We start from the raw sequence: 15,981 nt of genomic DNA, 5'->3' as shown, positions 1-15,981 counted from the left end.
TGGAACATCTTTGCATAGAGACACACATTGCAAGACATTTGAGTATTTGAGAGAGTAGCATCGCCAGATGCCTCCCTATTCTACGCCGCTAGTATCCGGGGGGCAAGCAGATAGGAAGGAGAGAACACGAAGCCGATGGGCAGGCCAGACGAGCGGGTAGCGAACGGCTCAGTGAGCAACGAACTGGAAAAGGAGGCTCTCGGATGGTTGAGCACTGCGCTCAATAGTGACACGCAGTTGCCAGAGGCCGCTCATAGCGAGCTGAAGGCGGGCGCGATAGAGACCATCGCTGCCGGGGCTAGCCGAGACGGGGGGCAGCCCCATATTCATCTCCGGCATCGTTCCCTCTACCTGAACGTGCGCATCGCTGACGAGCACACCGCTGGCGACCTCAGTGATCCGCAAAACGATGATTGCTGGTTGGGTGCTGAGCGGTGGGTCTGGGCTCAGTTGGAGGGTCACCTCATAAGGACCGGCCTGCGCTTGCCGTTGCTCTGAAGCTGGTGAAGCCGGGGTCAGCGTTGCCACCAGTCCCCCTAACCAGGTCAGAAGCGCCAGAAAGAGCAGACCAAGCACGATAACCAGCAGATTGCGCCTCATACTATGCCTTCAAGAAGATGTTCGGCTAGCTGGAATCCTCACATAGATCTTACCATCCTCGATACGAGTGTCAAGCCGAGGCAGGGGAGCCAGATAACGCAGATGCCCGGCGCTCGGGTCTGCCGCCCCGCTGGCGGTAAAGACGCCGCCGTGGCAGGGACAATGGAACTTGCCATCGCTTTCCTGCCATTCCACCAGGCAACCCATATGGGTACAAGCTGCCGAAAAGGCGATGATCTCCTCTTCCGAAGCTGTCGTCTCATTCCCAGTCTCCGACCAGGCCTCAGCCCCGTAGCGGCTCGGGCCGCGCGCCTGACGGATCACATAGCCAGCGATCGTCTCGGTGACGAAGCGCACGGGACGATCTCCGAGAGCAGAGACCTCAGCCACAAAGTGCCAGCGCGAAGGCACATCAGCGCCGATCAGGGCAGGATAAGACGCAGGAGCGCTTGGATGCGTCCCTACGGGCGGGGTAGAGGCCTGATGAACGGCCTCATGGGCCCCGCTACCGGCCTGCTGCAGAGCACGATCAAGGCCAGCACCAGCCACGAGGGAGGCAGCAGCGACCGCGCTGCCGGCTAGCAAAAGGCGACGTGAGACACGTGGGTGCCGCTCCCCAGATGGCGAAGGCGCAGCGGCCACGGAAGCAGCAGGAGCAGTCAGGCCCGGCGACTGCCCAGAAGAAGACGAAGTCTCACGCTGCTCTGATGGCTCCTCTGGAGTATGGTCGTCTTCCGCCGGCGTAGCTAATTCACGCTCCAGCAGCGCGCGCAACTCTGCGACAAACTCCGGGCGGGGTTCCGCAACGCCAGGAGCTGACGCGCGCAAGAGCGCGGCCAGACGATAGAGCCGCGCCTGAGCCGGCGTTAGTTGCGCGGACAGCGGTGGCCTGCGATCCTCCTGCAACGCTGCAAGATAGCGCTCTAGCTCTAGATAGTCCTCAAAGCGTTCCTGGTCTCCCTCGGGCATAAACCTCGCCTCCCTTCCGGTCCGTTACCTTCAGCGAATACCTCCGTGCTCAACGCATCAGCCTGTCACAACGCTCTCTAATGCCGCGGCGCGCTTAAGCGCCCGGAATTGGAGAACCTTCACATTAGCCTCGCTCAACCCCATGCGGAGGGCGGTCTCCTTAATCGAGAGATTCAAGATAAAGCGACAAATTAATACTTCTCGGTAATGGGCGGGAAGGGCCTGCAGGATACGCTGGACGCGCTCGGCAGGTCGCTCATCGGGACAGGAGAGCGAGATCTCTTCACTTGGCCCCTGCCAGCCGGCATCAAGCAGCTCCTCCAAAGAATCAAGAGGCAGGCGATAATGGCTGCGCCAATAGTCGGCCAGCGTTGTCCTGGCCACCTGAAAGAGCCAGCGTTGCCAGCTAGTCTGGTCGGTGCCGCGCTCCCGACTCAGCATACGTACAGCCTTCATGAAGATTTGCGAAGTCAAGTCCTCGGCTTCTTCACGATTGCCAACCTTGCTATAGATATAGCGATAGATCAGATGGAGATTTTCCTCATAGAAGCGTTGAAATGCTTGCACATCCACGGCATCCTGTCCTGTTGCAAGAATTCGCTCCTGTTCGCTCTGGCGTGCAATATTCACACTGGCCCTCCTCGCCCTGCCTGCGCACAGGCCGAGGCCCGGATCTTTACCGCTGCTAGTTACTGTGAATCTTAGAGAGCTATCACCTATTACGTCGGCAGGTTACAGTAAGAATGGACGAAGGGGGGGCATAGCTCTAGCTGGTGGAGCGAGCAAGCGGGGGACCGACGAGAGGGCGGAGGCGCGCCAGGTTTGCGCCATGATGGCAACTGCAGTATAATAGGCAATGCAACAGGAGCGTTGGCGCATCCAGAAGGGTGCGCCACGGGGAGCACTGCAGCGCGAAGGGAAGCGCGTCATGGGGGAGAGGCAACCAGGCGAAAGCCGGAAGCAGCAAGAGACGGCTGGCCTGGGAGGCTCATCGGCTGACTGGCAGGCCGGGCCACCGAAGCGCCAGGGATGCGCGACTAATCCTCCTGAGCGCGCTCTCCGGGTCGACCGGGGAGTGCCTGGCAGACAAGCAGACAGGCGAGCAGATAGCGAGATGATACACCCTGGCTGTCTAACTCACTGCTGAGCAGCTCGTCTCGTTCAGCGCTATCAACGCAAGCGAGCACTATCACAACATTACGACTACATCACAGGCGGGAGCGGTGGGCGGCTGCAGTCGTAGAGGTTATCCTGGATGGCCTTCCGATGCACAAGCAACAAGCCGTTGTGAAACATCTTGAAGGTGAGGGGTGATGAAGCGCGGGCCAGGGATGGCCAGGGGCACAATGCGCACAAGAAGGTGAACGGGGGAGGGAAGACATGGCCTCAGCTTCTAACCCAACGCAACGGCTGCCTGATCTCTCAGCCCGCCGTGCAGCGCTTGCTCTCCCCCGCCTCCGCCTGAGAATCGAGGAGCGGCATGTATAAAGGACAATCTGGAATGTGGTCCTGGCTGCTGCATCGCGTGACAGGACTGGCGGTTCTTCTCTTCCTGCTTGTGCACATCGTCGATATCGGGTTGCTCTCCTTTGGGCCGGATATATATAACGAAGGCATCGCCCTCTTTAGTACCGGCATCGTGCGCGTAATCTCGCTTGGCCTGATCGCCTCCGTGCTCTATCACGCCTTTAACGGCGTGCGCATTATTTTGATTGATTTCTGGCCGCGGGGCGCGCGCTATCAGGGGATCATGTTTGCCGTAGTAATGGTCCTCACTATACTCTGCTTCCTGCCGATGGCCTACTTCGTAGTGGCTCCCATTTTTCAGCCGGGAACCTCCGCTGTGGCGCCGCCAATGTGAGAGAGGTGGAAGAGGCGCCCTCCGGAAAGGAAGCTCCTGAACCGGGCAGGTATCTGCAGGCCCGGCTTACGCCTGTCGCCTGATGACCTGCCTGATCCGGTTGGTCTGCTTGGCCCTGCTTTGTCCTGCTTTGCCCGCTAACGAAGCCAGACTTGTGAGCAAATGCCCTGAAACGAATAAGCCAACTGGTGAGAGAGATGATCGCCAACCCCAGGCAGCAGTTTGGCTCCCCGCGGACTTCCTGCATAAGCGCGGCGATGGCCAGGTCGGTCCCTGATACTCAAGGAAGGTCAGTGAGCGAGCAAGCGAGCAACTCTGCTCGGCGCTGAGCTAAGGGAAGGGAACGCGTGAGAGGCGCCTGAAAAGGGGCCAAAGGGAGGGAGAGAAGAAGGCGGGAGCAGGGTGGCAGAGGCAAGGGCTTGCTGACCAGTCTATTCCTGTAGCGCAACGTCGCGCCTGCCTGCGATGAGACGACGATCGATCTTGCTCTCGTGAAGAGGAGTGCTGCAACTATGTTACGTGTTTCCAGTGGCTATGGCCCGCGTCCCACGGGTGGTGGCTTTGAGACCTTTTCCTGGTACTTCTTCCGTGTCTCCGGGATAGCACTTATTTTTCTGGCGATCATCCATCTGATCCTCATGCACGTCACGACCGATGTCGCCTGCACCAGCTATCAGTTTGTGGCCCATCGCTATCAAAATCCCTACTGGCGCCTCTATGACTGGCTGCTGCTGACGCTGGCGCTCTTGCATGGCATGAATGGCCTGCGTGTTGTGATCGATGACTATGTGCGTAGTCGTGGCTGGCGCCTATTCCTGGTCTCGCTGGTAGGGCTGGCAACGCTGGCTTTCTTCCTGCTGGGAACGATTACGATTGTGACTTTCCAGCCTGTGCCGGGTAGTTTGCAAGGCGCTTCCTGTGTGACCCACTAGAGAGGGGAATAGTATGTACCAGAAATTTGATGTCGTCATCGTCGGCGCTGGCGGCGCCGGGCTGATGGCAGCGATGCAGTTGCCCAACGCCAGCGTGGCCGTCCTCTCGAAGGTCTACCCCACCCGCTCCCATACGGGCGCGGCCCAGGGAGGGGTTGCGGCGGCGCTGGGCAATCTAGAGGAAGACCACTGGAAGTGGCATATGTATGATACCATCAAGGGCGGCGACTATCTGGTCGATCAGCCGGCGGCGGAGATCCTGGCCCGTGATGCGATCGACGCGATCTACGAGCTGGAGCATCGAGGACTGCCGTTTAACCGCACGCCGGACGGGCGCATCGATCAGCGCCGCTTTGGCGGCCATACGCGCAACTATGGCGAAGCGCCGGTACGCCGCTCATGTTACGCCGCCGACCGCACCGGGCATATGCTGCTCCAGACCATGTACCAGAACGCCATCAAGAATCAGGTACGCTTCTTTAATGAGTTTCTGGCCCTCGATTTGCTGATCAACGAAGGGCGTGCCTGCGGCGTAGTGGCGCTGGAGATCCGCACGGGCGAGATCCATACCTTCCACGCCAAGGCCGTGCTCTTTGCTACCGGCGGCTATGGGCGTGCCTGGCGTGTGACCAGCAATGCCTTTGCCTGCATGGGCGATGGCATGGCGATCGCCTATCGCCGCGGCATCCCCCTGGAAGACATGGAGATGTATCAGTTCCATCCGACGGGCCTCTACAAGGTGGGAGTGCTGCTCAGCGAGGGGGCGCGTGGCGAGGGGGCGCGTCTGCTCAATGGCAAGGGCGAGTACTTTATGGAGCGCTACATGCCCACGCTCAAGGACCTGGCGCCGCGCGATATTGTCTCACGCTGCATTATCAAAGAGATCAAGGAGGGGCGCGGCGTCAACGGCGAAGATTATGTCTATCTCGATCTGCGCCATCTCGGCGAGAAGGTCATTACGGAAAAGCTGCCGGATATCACGGAGTTTGCGCGCAATTATCTGGGCGTGGAGCCGATCCGCGAGCCGGTCCCCATTCAGCCGACGGCTCACTATGCGATGGGCGGCATCCCGACCGATAACGATGGGCGCGTAGTGATCGATTCCAAGTGGACGCCGCTGCCGGGCTTCTACGCTGCTGGCGAGGTAGCCTGTGTCTCGGTGCACGGCGCCAATCGCCTGGGCACCAATTCGCTGGTCGATCTGATCGTCTTCGGGCGCCGCGCTGGCAAGCACATGGCCAAGTTCATCACCGAGAACGATCATGTTCCTCTGCCGCCCCATCATGAGGATTTTGCTCGCGAGCTGGTTGACCATCTGCTGACCTCCAAGGGCGGCGAGTCTGCGGCGCGCATCCGCAATGAGCTGCAGGGCGAGATGCTGGAGAATGTCTTTGTCGAGCGCCATGAGAAAGGCCTGCAGCATGCGATGGAGACCATCGCTGGCCTGCAAGAGGCGTATAAGAAGGTCCAGCTTCAGGACAAAGGGAAGACCTTCAACACCGAGCTAGTCGAGGCCATTGAGCTGGGCTTCCTGCTGGAGTGCGCGGCCGCCACCGTTCACGGCGCTCTCGCTCGCAAGGAGAGCCGCGGCGCCCACTATCGCCTTGATTATCCTGAGCGCGACGATGTGAACTGGCTCAAGCATACCTTGATCTATAAGGGCGATGGCGCCTGCGATGCTCGCCTCGATTATAAGGATGTTATTCTGATCGATGACCCGATCTTTAAGCCCAAGGAACGCAAATACTAGGCGCGTCCCAGCTCTGGGAAGACGCTCTAAGACAGGTGAGGTGCTATGAAAGTTACCCTGCGCATTAAGCGCTTCGATCCCGATAAGGATGCGAAGCCCTACTGGGCTGAGTATACGGTCGAGGCCAGCCCCGTTGACCGCTTGCTGGACGCGCTCAATACGATCAAGTGGACAATCGACGGCACCTTGACCTTTCGCCGCTCCTGCGCGCATGGCGTTTGTGGCTCGGATGCCATGCGCATCAATGGGCGCAATCGCCTGGCCTGCAAGGTGCTGATCCGCGACGTGGGCGAGAAGGTGACGGTTGAGCCGATGCTTGGCTTCCCGGTGATCAAAGACCTGGTGGTCGATATGGACCCCTTCTTCCGCAAGTACGAGTCGATCAAGCCGTATCTGATCACCTATGATAATGAGCCGGGGACCGAGCGCCTGCAGAGTCCCGAGGAGCGCGCTCGCTACGACGAAGGGACGAAGTGTATTCTATGTGGGGCCTGTACTGGCTCGTGCCCCTCGATCTGGGGTAATCCCGACTGGGTTGGGCCGGCGGCCATCGTCAACGCCCACCGCTTTATCTTCGATAGCCGCGATCAGGGTACGGCTGAGCGCCTGGCGATCCTTAGCCAGCGTAACGGCGTCTGGCGTTGCCGGACGATCTTCAATTGCTCCGACGCCTGCCCGCGTGGCATCCCTGTGACCGATCTGATCGAGCAGGTGAAGCGCGCCATCGTCTACGGCGATCGCAATATTGACTGAGTGGCTGACGGAGCTTGCCTGGTGAAGGCCAGCGATAGCAATCGGCTACTTGCTTCCCGGCTTGTCTGCTGTCCTGTACCGCCCCGTAGGGGTCGGTTAAGCTGCTCAGTGACCTGGTCGGGTAACACTGACGGCGCGAACAGGCAATCTGCATAGCGGCCCAGCGCCCAGCCCATCAGGCTCGGCACTTGCTCCCGGGCTGGGCTGGCTGGGCCGCGCTGTTGTAGCCGCAAGTTGAGGCGCCGGTTTCTGGGCTGCTTGCTCTGCTCTGCTCTACAGGTCCGACGCTTGAAAGAATTGCCAGTGAAACGCGCTGGCGAGGAGGCTAACGCTATGTCCTCGGCGATGATCGACATGGAAGAAGATGCACGGGCCTCCTGGGAACACCGCTTTATTGAGGCCAACGGTATTCGCTTCCACTATGTGACTCAGGGTCACGGCCCGCTGGTGCTCCTGCTACATGGTTTCCCTGAGTTCTGGTACTCCTGGCGCCATCAGATCCCTGTGCTGGCAGAGGCCGGCTACTGCGTAGTGGCGCCCGACCTGCGCGGCTACAACGAGAGCGAGAAGCCGCGCCGGGGCTACGACCTGCGCACCCTGGCGCGCGATGTAGCGGCCCTGATTGTGGCCCTGGGCTACGAACGGGCCATTGTCGTGGGCCATGACTGGGGTGGGGTCATCGCCTGGCAGGTGGCCATGCGCTATCCCGAGCTGGTGGAGCGCCTGGTGATTATGAACGCCCCCCATCCGGCGGCCATGCTGCGCGAACTGCGCTCCCTCAAGCAGCTCCGCATGAGCTGGTATATTTTTGCTTTCCAGCTCCCCTGGCTGCCGGAGTATGTCCTGAGCCGCAACGGCGCCACTGAGATCGGCAGAATGCTGCGCGGGAGCGCCGTCCAGAAAGAGGCTTTTCCGCGGTCCGTGACGGCCCACTACCAGGCCGCCATGTCCAAGCCCGGTGCCCTTCCGGCGGCTCTGGCCTACTATCGACAGTTTGTACGCGACCTGCCCCGGGCGCTCTGGCGGCGTCAGGCGCTTCATTTTCATCGCATCCAGGCGCCAACGCTGCTGATTTGGGGCCTGCAGGATATTGCCCTGAGCGTTGAGCTGACCCGCGGCCTGGAGTCGTACGTCGAACAGCTACGGATTGTCTATCTACCTGAAAGTGGGCACTGGGTGCAGCAGGAACAGCCCGAGCAGGTCAATCGGCTGCTCCTGGAATTCCTGCGCGGACAGACAGAGAGCGGCGGGCAGACATGAGGTGGGAGGCGGCTCAAGAGACGCTGACGCTAATCGTATGGTAGCCCGAAGCTCCAGCGGGCAAGGGCGGCGCCGGGTGTGGATCTTGAACATTGCCCTGCAAATCGATAGCGCGCGCCGTGATGGTATAGCTGCCAGGCCGGGTCGGCACGCGCCAGGGCAGTTCCCACAGCACCCAGGTGAGATTTGATAGAGGGCGCTTGAGTGTGGCGCGCTGCCAGCTCTCTCCCAGATCGAAGCTGACATCGACCTCGCTGATGCCGCGATCCCCGGAAAAGGCCACGCCGGCAATATAGGTCAGGCTGCCGGCCTGAAGATGACTGCCATCCAAAGGGGTATCGATGCGCGTGGTCATGCGAATCTGGGCCTCGTCGCTCCAGCCACGCTGCTGCCAGTAGCCCTGGTAGTCGTAGTTAACGACCTCGATGCGCGTAATCCACTTGGCATGCTTCATGCCATAGATACCGGGAACCAGCAAACGCACGGGAAAGCCATGCCGTTCCGGCAGCGTGACGCCGTTCATGCGCACGGCGAGCAGCGTAGTCGGCTCCAGAGCCTTGGCGAGGTGGATGCTATCGCTGTAGTCGTCGGCGCAGTAGAAAACCACTTTCGTGGCCCCCGCCTGGGGGCGCGCGCGCTGGAGAAGATCGGCCAGGGGGACACCCTCCCAGAGAGCGTTACTCATATAGGGACCGCCGACCTCGTTGCTGATGCACATCATCGACTCGTATTGACGCCGCATAGGCAGCGCCAGTAGCTCGGCATAAGTGAGCGTGTAGGGCTGCTCAACCTTGCCGCCGATGTTCAGGCGCCAGCTTTCGCCGTTCACAACCGGATCAGCCAATAAGTTCTTAGAGACCACGTAATATTGATCGTTCGGCGTGATCTCGGGAGATAGATGGGGCACGGGCACCAGGGAACCGTAATTGGGCTGCGGTGGGGGAACAATGCGGCTCTTGAAGCCGCGCAAGGTGACGATTGGGGCGCGGGCGCCCTGCGTAATGAAGCGGAAGGCGAAGGCTGCCAGCAAGCCCACCCCGCCCAGAATCAGGCCACGGCGCAGCAGCGTCTGACGCCGCTCGCGCACCTCTGCGCGGCGCGGCTCCTCGCGGATGCTGCTGGCGGCCAGCCAGTGGTAAGCTGGTGAGAAAAGCAGCGCAAAGACCAGGCCGCTTGCGGCCAGGCTCCACATGCTATTGAGCCAGCCGATGCTGAGCGAAGCCCCAAAGAGGCCGGCACCCGTCAGAGGCAGCACCACCAGACCGGCAAAGAGCCAGAGCAGCGCCGCCAACACCAGGCCATCGCCAAGGTGCGGACCATGTTCGCGCCCTGGCTGCACCTGCCCGCGCCGGCGAACCAGCAAGTACAAACCGCCGCTCACGGCGAAGACCAGACACTGCCCGAGCAGCACGCAGACCAGTAGATAGCGCTTCGCCTCGTCGCCGATCAATTGCTGCAGAAACTGAAAAAGGGATAGGGGCATCAGGGCCGTAATGGTGGCCCCGACCTGCTCCGGCAGAGACACGCCGTGGGCAAAAACATTCAACAGGAGCATACAGCCCGAGGAGGCCAGCCCGGCCAGCAGACCGGCGCCGCACCCAACGAGAAAGGTTTCGCGAGCCGAAGACGGGGTAGGCGATGAAGTCTCAGGCGCAGCCATTCTCAAAGCAACAGCCCTTTCTAGGCGCGAGCATAAGGTGAGGGGCGCACAACGCACAACACAAAAAGGCGAAAAAGCAGCAGCCCCAGCAATAGATCACCAACGCGCCATCTTGATGGTCCCAGGCCTTATTGTAAGGCAGGCCGCATCATCAATGCTACACGCTCAGGCCAGGCGCCATTAACAAGCTCAAAAAGAGCCTGGCCTCTAGCGCGGGCGGCGGGGGCCGGTCAGCAGGCACAGAGGAGAAGCAAGCTCGGGAGAACGGTCACTTGTTGCTTGCCTGCAAATGGAGTATCATCTATGCCGAATAGCGCTTCCCCTGCCTCTCCAAGCCGCACCTGGGGTGTAGCGTGCGTCCCGCTCGCTGGCTGGTTGGAGGAGCAGGAGCGCACACAAGTATCAGTCGCCCCTCTCTGCGTCCCGGAAGAAGGGACACACATAGTACAAGACCATCTGCGAGGAAGCCGAGACATATGCCAGAAGACCAAGTGATCACAGCTACGACGACAGCAGCGACGACAGACACTGCGCATCTCCCCCTGGCCGTCGGCGTTGATCTGGGAGGAACGCAGCTACGGGTAGCGGTGCTGCGTGGGGCCACCTTGCTTTCGCGCGTGGGCCTGCTGACCGGCGAAGATGCAACCCCTGAGCGCCTGATCCCGCGCATCTGTGATGCCATCCGCCAGGCGCTCACCGAGGCGCGGGTTGAGCTAGAGCAGGTAGCCGGCATTGGTTTAGGTGCACCTGGCCCGCTCAACAGCAAGACAGGCGTCATCTACTCGCCGCCCAACCTCCCAGGGTGGGAAAACGTCCCCATTCGCGACATTCTGCAAAAAGAATTTCCGGTTCCTGTGCTGATCGAGAACGACGCGCACTGCGCCGCTCTGGGAGAATACATGTTTGGAGCGGGACGAGGGAGTGAAGACATGGTCTACATGACTGTCAGCACGGGTATTGGTGGAGGCATCATCTGCAAGGGCCGTCTCCTGGAGGGGGCAGGTGGCACCGCCGGCGAGCTGGGGCATATGACCATCGATCTGCATGGTCCCCGCTGCAACTGTGGCAACATCGGCTGTCTGGAAGCTATCGCCTCGGGCACAGCTATTGCGCGGCGAGCCAACGAGGCCATTGCGGCTGGCCAGGGGGCTGAGTTGCTGGCTTTTGCACGCTCGCTTGACGAGCAGACGGCTCGGCAACTGCACTTACCCGCCGGTAGCGAGAAAGAGAGTATTGAGCGCGTTAATGCGCGTACGGTCGGCGAAGCGGCGCGGGCCGGCATCGCTCTGGCGCGGCAGATCATCAGCGAGGCGGCGCGGGGGCTGGGCGTGGGCCTTGTCAATGTGATCCATGTCTTCAACCCGCGTAAAATTATTCTGGGGGGCGGCGTGATGCAGCTCGGCGACCTGATTCTAGGGCCGGCCCTCGACGTGGTAGAAGAGCGGGCCATGAAGGCCCCGCGCTCCATTGTGAGCATCGAGCTGGCCCAGCTCGGTCCCAATGTCGGGCTAATTGGGGCTGGCACCTTGATCTACTATCATCGCTGATGCCACACGAGGAGTAGCAGTCAGGCTCAACATGGCGACGAAGAAGAAAGAGCGTCTTGACGTAGCAATGGTACGGCGTGGCCTGGTGCCTAGCCGTGAGCGGGCACAGGCCTTGATCATGGCCGGGCGCGTCTATGTAGGTGCACGGCGCCTGGAGAAGCCCGGTGCCCAGGTGCCCGACGATGCCGACATCCGACTCGACCTGGACGCGCCTGAACTGCGCTACGTCAGCCGCGGCGGGCTGAAACTTGAAAAGGCCCTTGATGTCTTCGGTCTTGATCCCCAGGGATTAGTCGCTTTGGACGTCGGGGCCTCTACTGGCGGCTTCACCGATTGCTTATTACAGCGGGGAGCGGCGCGTGTCTATGCTGTCGATGTCGGACATGGACAGCTCGCCTGGAAGCTCCGTAGCGATGCGCGCGTCGTCGTCATGGAAGGGGTCAATATCCGTTATCTGGAGACCTTGCCAGAGCGCCCGCAATGTGCCACGATCGATGTCTCCTTTATCTCTCTGCGTCTCGTCTTGCCGTCGGTAGCGCGCTTGCTGGCTCCTGGCGCCTGGGTAGTGGCGCTGGTCAAGCCGCAATTTGAGGCAGGCAAAGAGGAGGCCGACCGCGGTGAGGGGATCATCCGCGATCCACGCGTCCATGAGCGCGTCTTACGCGAGCTGGCGGCCTGGATTCCTGATCACACCCCGCTCCGGCTGCGCGGTATGACCGAATCGCCTATTCCTGGCAGAGAAGGCAATAAAGAGTTTTTAATCTATCTTAGTCTGACATAAGCGACGGTGCGTGCAGCAAGAGCCAGTCTGTGCGCGCTATCACATGTGGGGCAAAGGAAGGCCCGTACGGAGCGGCGCCCCGTCGTTCGCTCTCGCCTGCAAACCAGCTTGTCGCTCTCTTCCTCGGCGCGGCAGAAGATCCGTCTGAGGGGAGAGAGAGGGAGCCAGGAGAGCGAGGGGCCGAGAACGACAGAGAGGGGTAAGCTGGCTTGCAAGGCGAAGGAAGGCCATCAGTTGGGGCTGTCTGCCTGGCAGGCAGGCAGGAGCAGCCGACAAAACCATCTGGGAAGGTCGGGCCGCAATCTGGTACAATAACAGCAAGGTAGAGGTAGACCATCCCTGGAGTGACGCGCCAGCCTGCTCCCTCTGATATCCTGGCGGGCCTTCATTGTCCCGCTATTACGAACTACAGCCGAATAGCTCAAAGCCATCAGATCAGGCTCATGCGCGCAAAGGAGCGCGTTGGTACAGCCTGGATTCAAGAGCCGGCGAAGAGAGCAGCGCCAGCGCTGCGATCGATGGGAAGAGGCCAGGCAGAGAAGCGAGGAGCAAGGCCGCTCAAAGGAAAGAAAGAGAAGAAAGACGCGTCAGCCGGGGGCAGCCAGGCGCCGTCTGCAGGCGAGAAAAGAGGGACTATTATGGAGATGCCAACGGTCAACGTGCCCGACCAGTTCAATGCGGCCAGCGCCTTTCTCGATGCGAATCTTGCGCAGGGGCGTGGTGGCAAGGTAGCCATCTATTATGAAGATCAGACCTTTACCTACGCGCAGGTGGCCGAGCTGGCCAACCGCGTCGGCAATGGATTGCTAGAACTCGGCGTTGAGATGGAGCAGCGTGTGGCCCTCCTGCTGCTCGATTCCCCGCAGTTTGCCGCCGCCTTCTTCGGAGCTATCAAGATGGGCGCGGTGCCGATCCCCATGAACACAATGCTGCGCCCCGAAGACTATGTCTACATGCTCAACGACAGCCGGGCGAAGGTCCTGCTCATTCATGCCGCTCTCTGGCCGCCGGTGCGGCAAGTACTATCCCAGCTACGCTTTTTACGACATGTAGTCGTTGTTGGCCTGGAGCCGGAGAGCGCTGGAACAACGCTGTTAGCAGGCCGTCAGCGCGTGACCTTGCACGATTTTGAGCGCTGGATCGCCCGAGCCTCGCCCTCGCTCAGTCCTGCCCCCACCAGTAAAGATGACAGCGCCTTCTGGCTCTATAGCTCAGGCAGTACAGGTTTTCCTAAAGGCTGCGTGCATCTTCAGCACGACATGACCGTCTGCCTGGAGTGCTATGCCAAACCGATTCTGGGCATCACCAAAGATGATATTACCTTCTCCGCAGCCAAGCTTTTCTTCGCGTATGGACTGGGCAATGCCCTCTATTTCCCCTTCGGCGTTGGAGCCAGCACGGTGCTCTATCCTGGGCGGCCCCTGGCAGAAGACATGTTCAAGGTGGTCGAGCGCTATCGACCGACGATCTTTTACGGCGTGCCCACCCTCTACGCCAACATGCTCAATGTCCCTGACGCTGAGAAGCGCTTTGATTTCTCGTCGGTGCGCGTCTGCGTCTCGGCGGGCGAGTCCCTGCCGGCGGATATTCTGCGGCGTTGGGAAGAGAAATTCAAGGTTCCCATACTTGACGGCATTGGGAGCACCGAGATCCTGCACATCTTTATCAGTAACCGCCCTGGCGACATCAAGCCGGGCAGCTCGGGCAAGCTCGTGCCGGGCTATGAAGCGAAGATTGTCGATGAAGAGGGCCAGCCGGTGGGTCCGGGCGAGATCGGCAACCTGCTCATTCGTGGGGATAGCATCGCCGCCTACTACTGGAACAAGCATGAGAAGACCAAAGACACCATTACTGGCCACTGGATTCATACCGGTGACAAGTATTATGTAGATAACGAGGGCTACTATTGGTACTGTGGGCGTGCGGACGACATGCTCAAGGTCAGTGGTCAGTGGGTTTCGCCGGTCGAAGTAGAGAATGTCCTGATCGAGCACCCGGCGGTGTTGGAAGCGGCGGTAGTCGGGGCCTACGATAGTGATCGGCTCGTCAAGCCCAAGGCTTTCGTAGTGCTGAAGCCTGGCTATGAGGCTTCCGAGGCGCTGATCAGCGAGCTACAGAACTTTGTTAAGGGCCGTCTGGCACCGTTCAAATATCCTCGCTGGGTGGTCTTTGTCTCGGAGCTGCCCAAGACGGCAACGGGCAAGATCCAGCGCTTTAAGCTACGCGAGACGGGCGAGACCGCGCCTCTCTCCTGACTTGGGGCGCAGCGCCAGTCGGGAGAGCGGAGGCAGTTCAAGCCTGCTCGCTCCGGTGCAAGAGGCCCGCCTCACCTGCCACGGAGGGAAGAGTGCAACAGGCTTATCGTGCGCTGCGTATTCTAGCCGAAGCGCAGACGGTACGCATGATGTTAACGGCCGAGCCGTGCGCGCTGCTACTGGATGAACTGGCGAGCGCATGTGCGGCCTTGCAGAACGGGGGCAGCGGTCTGACCTGCGTCATCCTCGACTTTGGCGCTCTCTCGCAGCGAGCTGAGCAAGTCGGCTCGGCGGGGGGACTGCTGGGAACAAGTTGCCGACCGGGCGTAGGAGAAGCGGCAAAGCTGCGCAATGCGGCTGAACGCGCGGCGGCGCTGGTGCGGGCGGTACCGCAACCAGTGCTGGCCGTAGTGCGGGAGGCAGTGTCAGAGGAGGCCTCGGTACTGGTTCAGGCCGCTGATCTGGTGCTGATCGCGCGAGAGGCCACTGTGATCGCTGCCGCCACTGCAACACGTCGGGCCGAACGCTTGCCAGGTGAGCAGGCGGTCCGGCTAGGTCTGGCCACCTGGTGTGCGCCGGCGCGTCAGCTTGATAGACGCCTGGAGGAGGTGCTGACCCTCTTGCGCCGGAGCAGCGCGCTCGCCTTACGCCAGGCTAAGGCCGCTGTGCGGCTGGCGTTACGCTGGCTTCCACCCGCCGAGAGCCTGCCCGCGTCGCCCTGGTTAGAGCCTGGCAGCTTCTCCCTGCCACTGCCCACAGAGGACGAAGATGAGGGCGCCCGTCAGCTACGTGTGGGCCGCGCGCGCCTGGAGGCGCTCCGACGTGTCAACGCCTTCTATCTCAGTGAGGTGTCGCGCTCGGAGGACGCGCAGGAGGGCTTGCGCGCCTTTCTGGAGAAGCGGGCGCCGCGCTGGCAACAGCAACAACGGGAGCAACGGGAGCGCGAACGAGCATGACCACAGATCATCAGGCTACCCGGCAGCAGGAGCAGTCGCGTCTGCGCCCCTGGGTAACACGCGCCGCCGAGCGGGTGCTGGACACGCCCTATCTCAAGGTGCGGCGTGAGGAGGTACTGCTGCCGGATGGCACGCTTATTCCCGACTACTATATTATCGAAAATCGGGGTTGGGTGGGCATTGTTCCCCTGACCCCCGATGGTCGTTTCTTGCTCAACCGCCAATACAAACATGGGATTGGCTTGGAGGTGCTGGAGTTCCCCGCTGGCGCCATAGACCCTCATGAGGACGATCCTCTGCTCACTGCCCATCGCGAACTGATGGAGGAGACAGGCTACAGTCTCGCGCCTGACAAGATTGAATTGCTGGCTCAGATGTATGCCAATCCGACAGGAGCCCAAACGCGCATCTGGTGGTATCTGGCTCGCGACGTTACCAAGACGGGCGAACAGAAGATAGATCCGCGCGAGGTCATAGAGAATCTGCTCGTAACCCCGCGTGAACTGCTCGATCTGATTCATGGCGGTCAGTTCGCGGTCCAGGGCCAGATCGCCGCCGCCTATATGGCTCTGGAACGTCTGGGATATCTGCGGGCTTCCTTCTAACGCTGCTGGGAGGAAGAAACAAACAGCTTTTCGATGAGAGAACCGAGCTGCT

14 protein-coding genes are annotated in these 15,981 nt (G+C 60.8%); 10 read left to right on the top strand and 4 right to left on the bottom strand.

Features of this window, described 5'->3' with window-relative positions; genetic code table 11:
* Positions 1-168: 168 nt before the first annotated feature.
* Genes AC6H1L_RS08250 through AC6H1L_RS08240 form a run of 3 tightly spaced genes read right to left on the bottom strand, consistent with a single transcriptional unit; the run spans position 169 to position 2,199 of the window.
* Complete coding sequence (locus AC6H1L_RS08250) at positions 169-600, bottom strand: FixH family protein (RefSeq protein ID WP_497601039.1); 432 nt, start codon at positions 598-600, stop codon at positions 169-171.
* 9 nt (positions 601-609) lie between these two features.
* On the bottom strand, positions 610-1,569 hold the full coding sequence (locus AC6H1L_RS08245) for a Rieske 2Fe-2S domain-containing protein (protein ID WP_497601038.1): 960 nt from the start codon (positions 1,567-1,569) through the stop codon (positions 610-612).
* 57 nt (positions 1,570-1,626) lie between these two features.
* Positions 1,627-2,199 (bottom strand): RNA polymerase sigma factor, encoded by a 573-nt coding sequence (locus AC6H1L_RS08240; protein ID WP_497601037.1) that lies wholly within the window; start codon positions 2,197-2,199, stop codon positions 1,627-1,629.
* A gap of 850 nt (positions 2,200-3,049) precedes the next feature.
* On the opposite strand from AC6H1L_RS08240, the gene sdhC reads away from it, so the two are divergent.
* From sdhC to AC6H1L_RS08215, 5 genes are all read left to right on the top strand, one after another.
* Positions 3,050-3,430: a succinate dehydrogenase, cytochrome b556 subunit gene (gene sdhC / locus AC6H1L_RS08235; RefSeq protein WP_497601036.1), complete on the top strand. Its 381-nt coding sequence runs from the start codon at positions 3,050-3,052 to the stop codon at positions 3,428-3,430.
* Positions 3,431-3,942: 512 nt separating this feature from the next.
* Positions 3,943-4,362, top strand: coding sequence for a succinate dehydrogenase, hydrophobic membrane anchor protein (gene sdhD, locus AC6H1L_RS08230; RefSeq protein WP_497601035.1), 420 nt, complete (start codon positions 3,943-3,945; stop codon positions 4,360-4,362).
* A gap of 13 nt (positions 4,363-4,375) precedes the next feature.
* Entirely contained in the window at positions 4,376-6,112 is a 1,737-nt protein-coding gene (sdhA, locus tag AC6H1L_RS08225) for a succinate dehydrogenase flavoprotein subunit (protein WP_497601034.1), read from the top strand.
* Positions 6,113-6,157: 45 nt separating this feature from the next.
* Complete coding sequence (locus tag AC6H1L_RS08220) at positions 6,158-6,865, top strand: succinate dehydrogenase iron-sulfur subunit (protein WP_497601033.1); 708 nt, start codon at positions 6,158-6,160, stop codon at positions 6,863-6,865.
* A gap of 333 nt (positions 6,866-7,198) precedes the next feature.
* Positions 7,199-8,125 (top strand): alpha/beta fold hydrolase, encoded by a 927-nt coding sequence (locus tag AC6H1L_RS08215; RefSeq protein ID WP_497601032.1) that lies wholly within the window; start codon positions 7,199-7,201, stop codon positions 8,123-8,125.
* 13 nt (positions 8,126-8,138) lie between these two features.
* Here the strand turns inward: AC6H1L_RS08215 and AC6H1L_RS08210 are convergent, their stop codons facing one another.
* Complete coding sequence (locus AC6H1L_RS08210) at positions 8,139-9,785, bottom strand: molybdopterin-dependent oxidoreductase (protein WP_497601031.1); 1,647 nt, start codon at positions 9,783-9,785, stop codon at positions 8,139-8,141.
* A gap of 476 nt (positions 9,786-10,261) precedes the next feature.
* On the opposite strand from AC6H1L_RS08210, the gene AC6H1L_RS08205 reads away from it, so the two are divergent.
* From AC6H1L_RS08205 to AC6H1L_RS08185, 5 genes are all read left to right on the top strand, one after another.
* Positions 10,262-11,332 (top strand): ROK family protein, encoded by a 1,071-nt coding sequence (locus AC6H1L_RS08205; protein WP_497601030.1) that lies wholly within the window; start codon positions 10,262-10,264, stop codon positions 11,330-11,332.
* Between the two features lie 31 nt (positions 11,333-11,363).
* On the top strand, positions 11,364-12,113 hold the full coding sequence (locus AC6H1L_RS08200) for a TlyA family RNA methyltransferase (RefSeq protein WP_497601029.1): 750 nt from the start codon (positions 11,364-11,366) through the stop codon (positions 12,111-12,113).
* Positions 12,114-12,757: 644 nt separating this feature from the next.
* Positions 12,758-14,368 carry a benzoate-CoA ligase family protein gene (locus tag AC6H1L_RS08195; RefSeq protein WP_497601525.1) on the top strand — a complete coding sequence of 537 codons (1,611 nt, stop codon included), beginning with the start codon at positions 12,758-12,760 and terminating at the stop codon, positions 14,366-14,368.
* Positions 14,369-14,460: 92 nt separating this feature from the next.
* A complete protein-coding gene (locus AC6H1L_RS08190) occupies positions 14,461-15,324 on the top strand; it encodes a hypothetical protein (protein WP_497601028.1) in 864 nt (287 codons plus the stop codon).
* A complete protein-coding gene (locus AC6H1L_RS08185) occupies positions 15,321-15,929 on the top strand; it encodes an NUDIX hydrolase (RefSeq protein ID WP_497601027.1) in 609 nt (202 codons plus the stop codon). The genes AC6H1L_RS08190 and AC6H1L_RS08185 overlap by 4 nt, the downstream gene beginning before the upstream one ends.
* Positions 15,930-15,981 lie beyond the last annotated feature (52 nt).

It is taken from the genome of Thermogemmatispora argillosa, assembly GCF_059696725.1.
The sequence above is the reverse complement of the archived record's forward strand: the minus strand, read 5'-3'. Positions and strand labels throughout refer to the sequence as shown.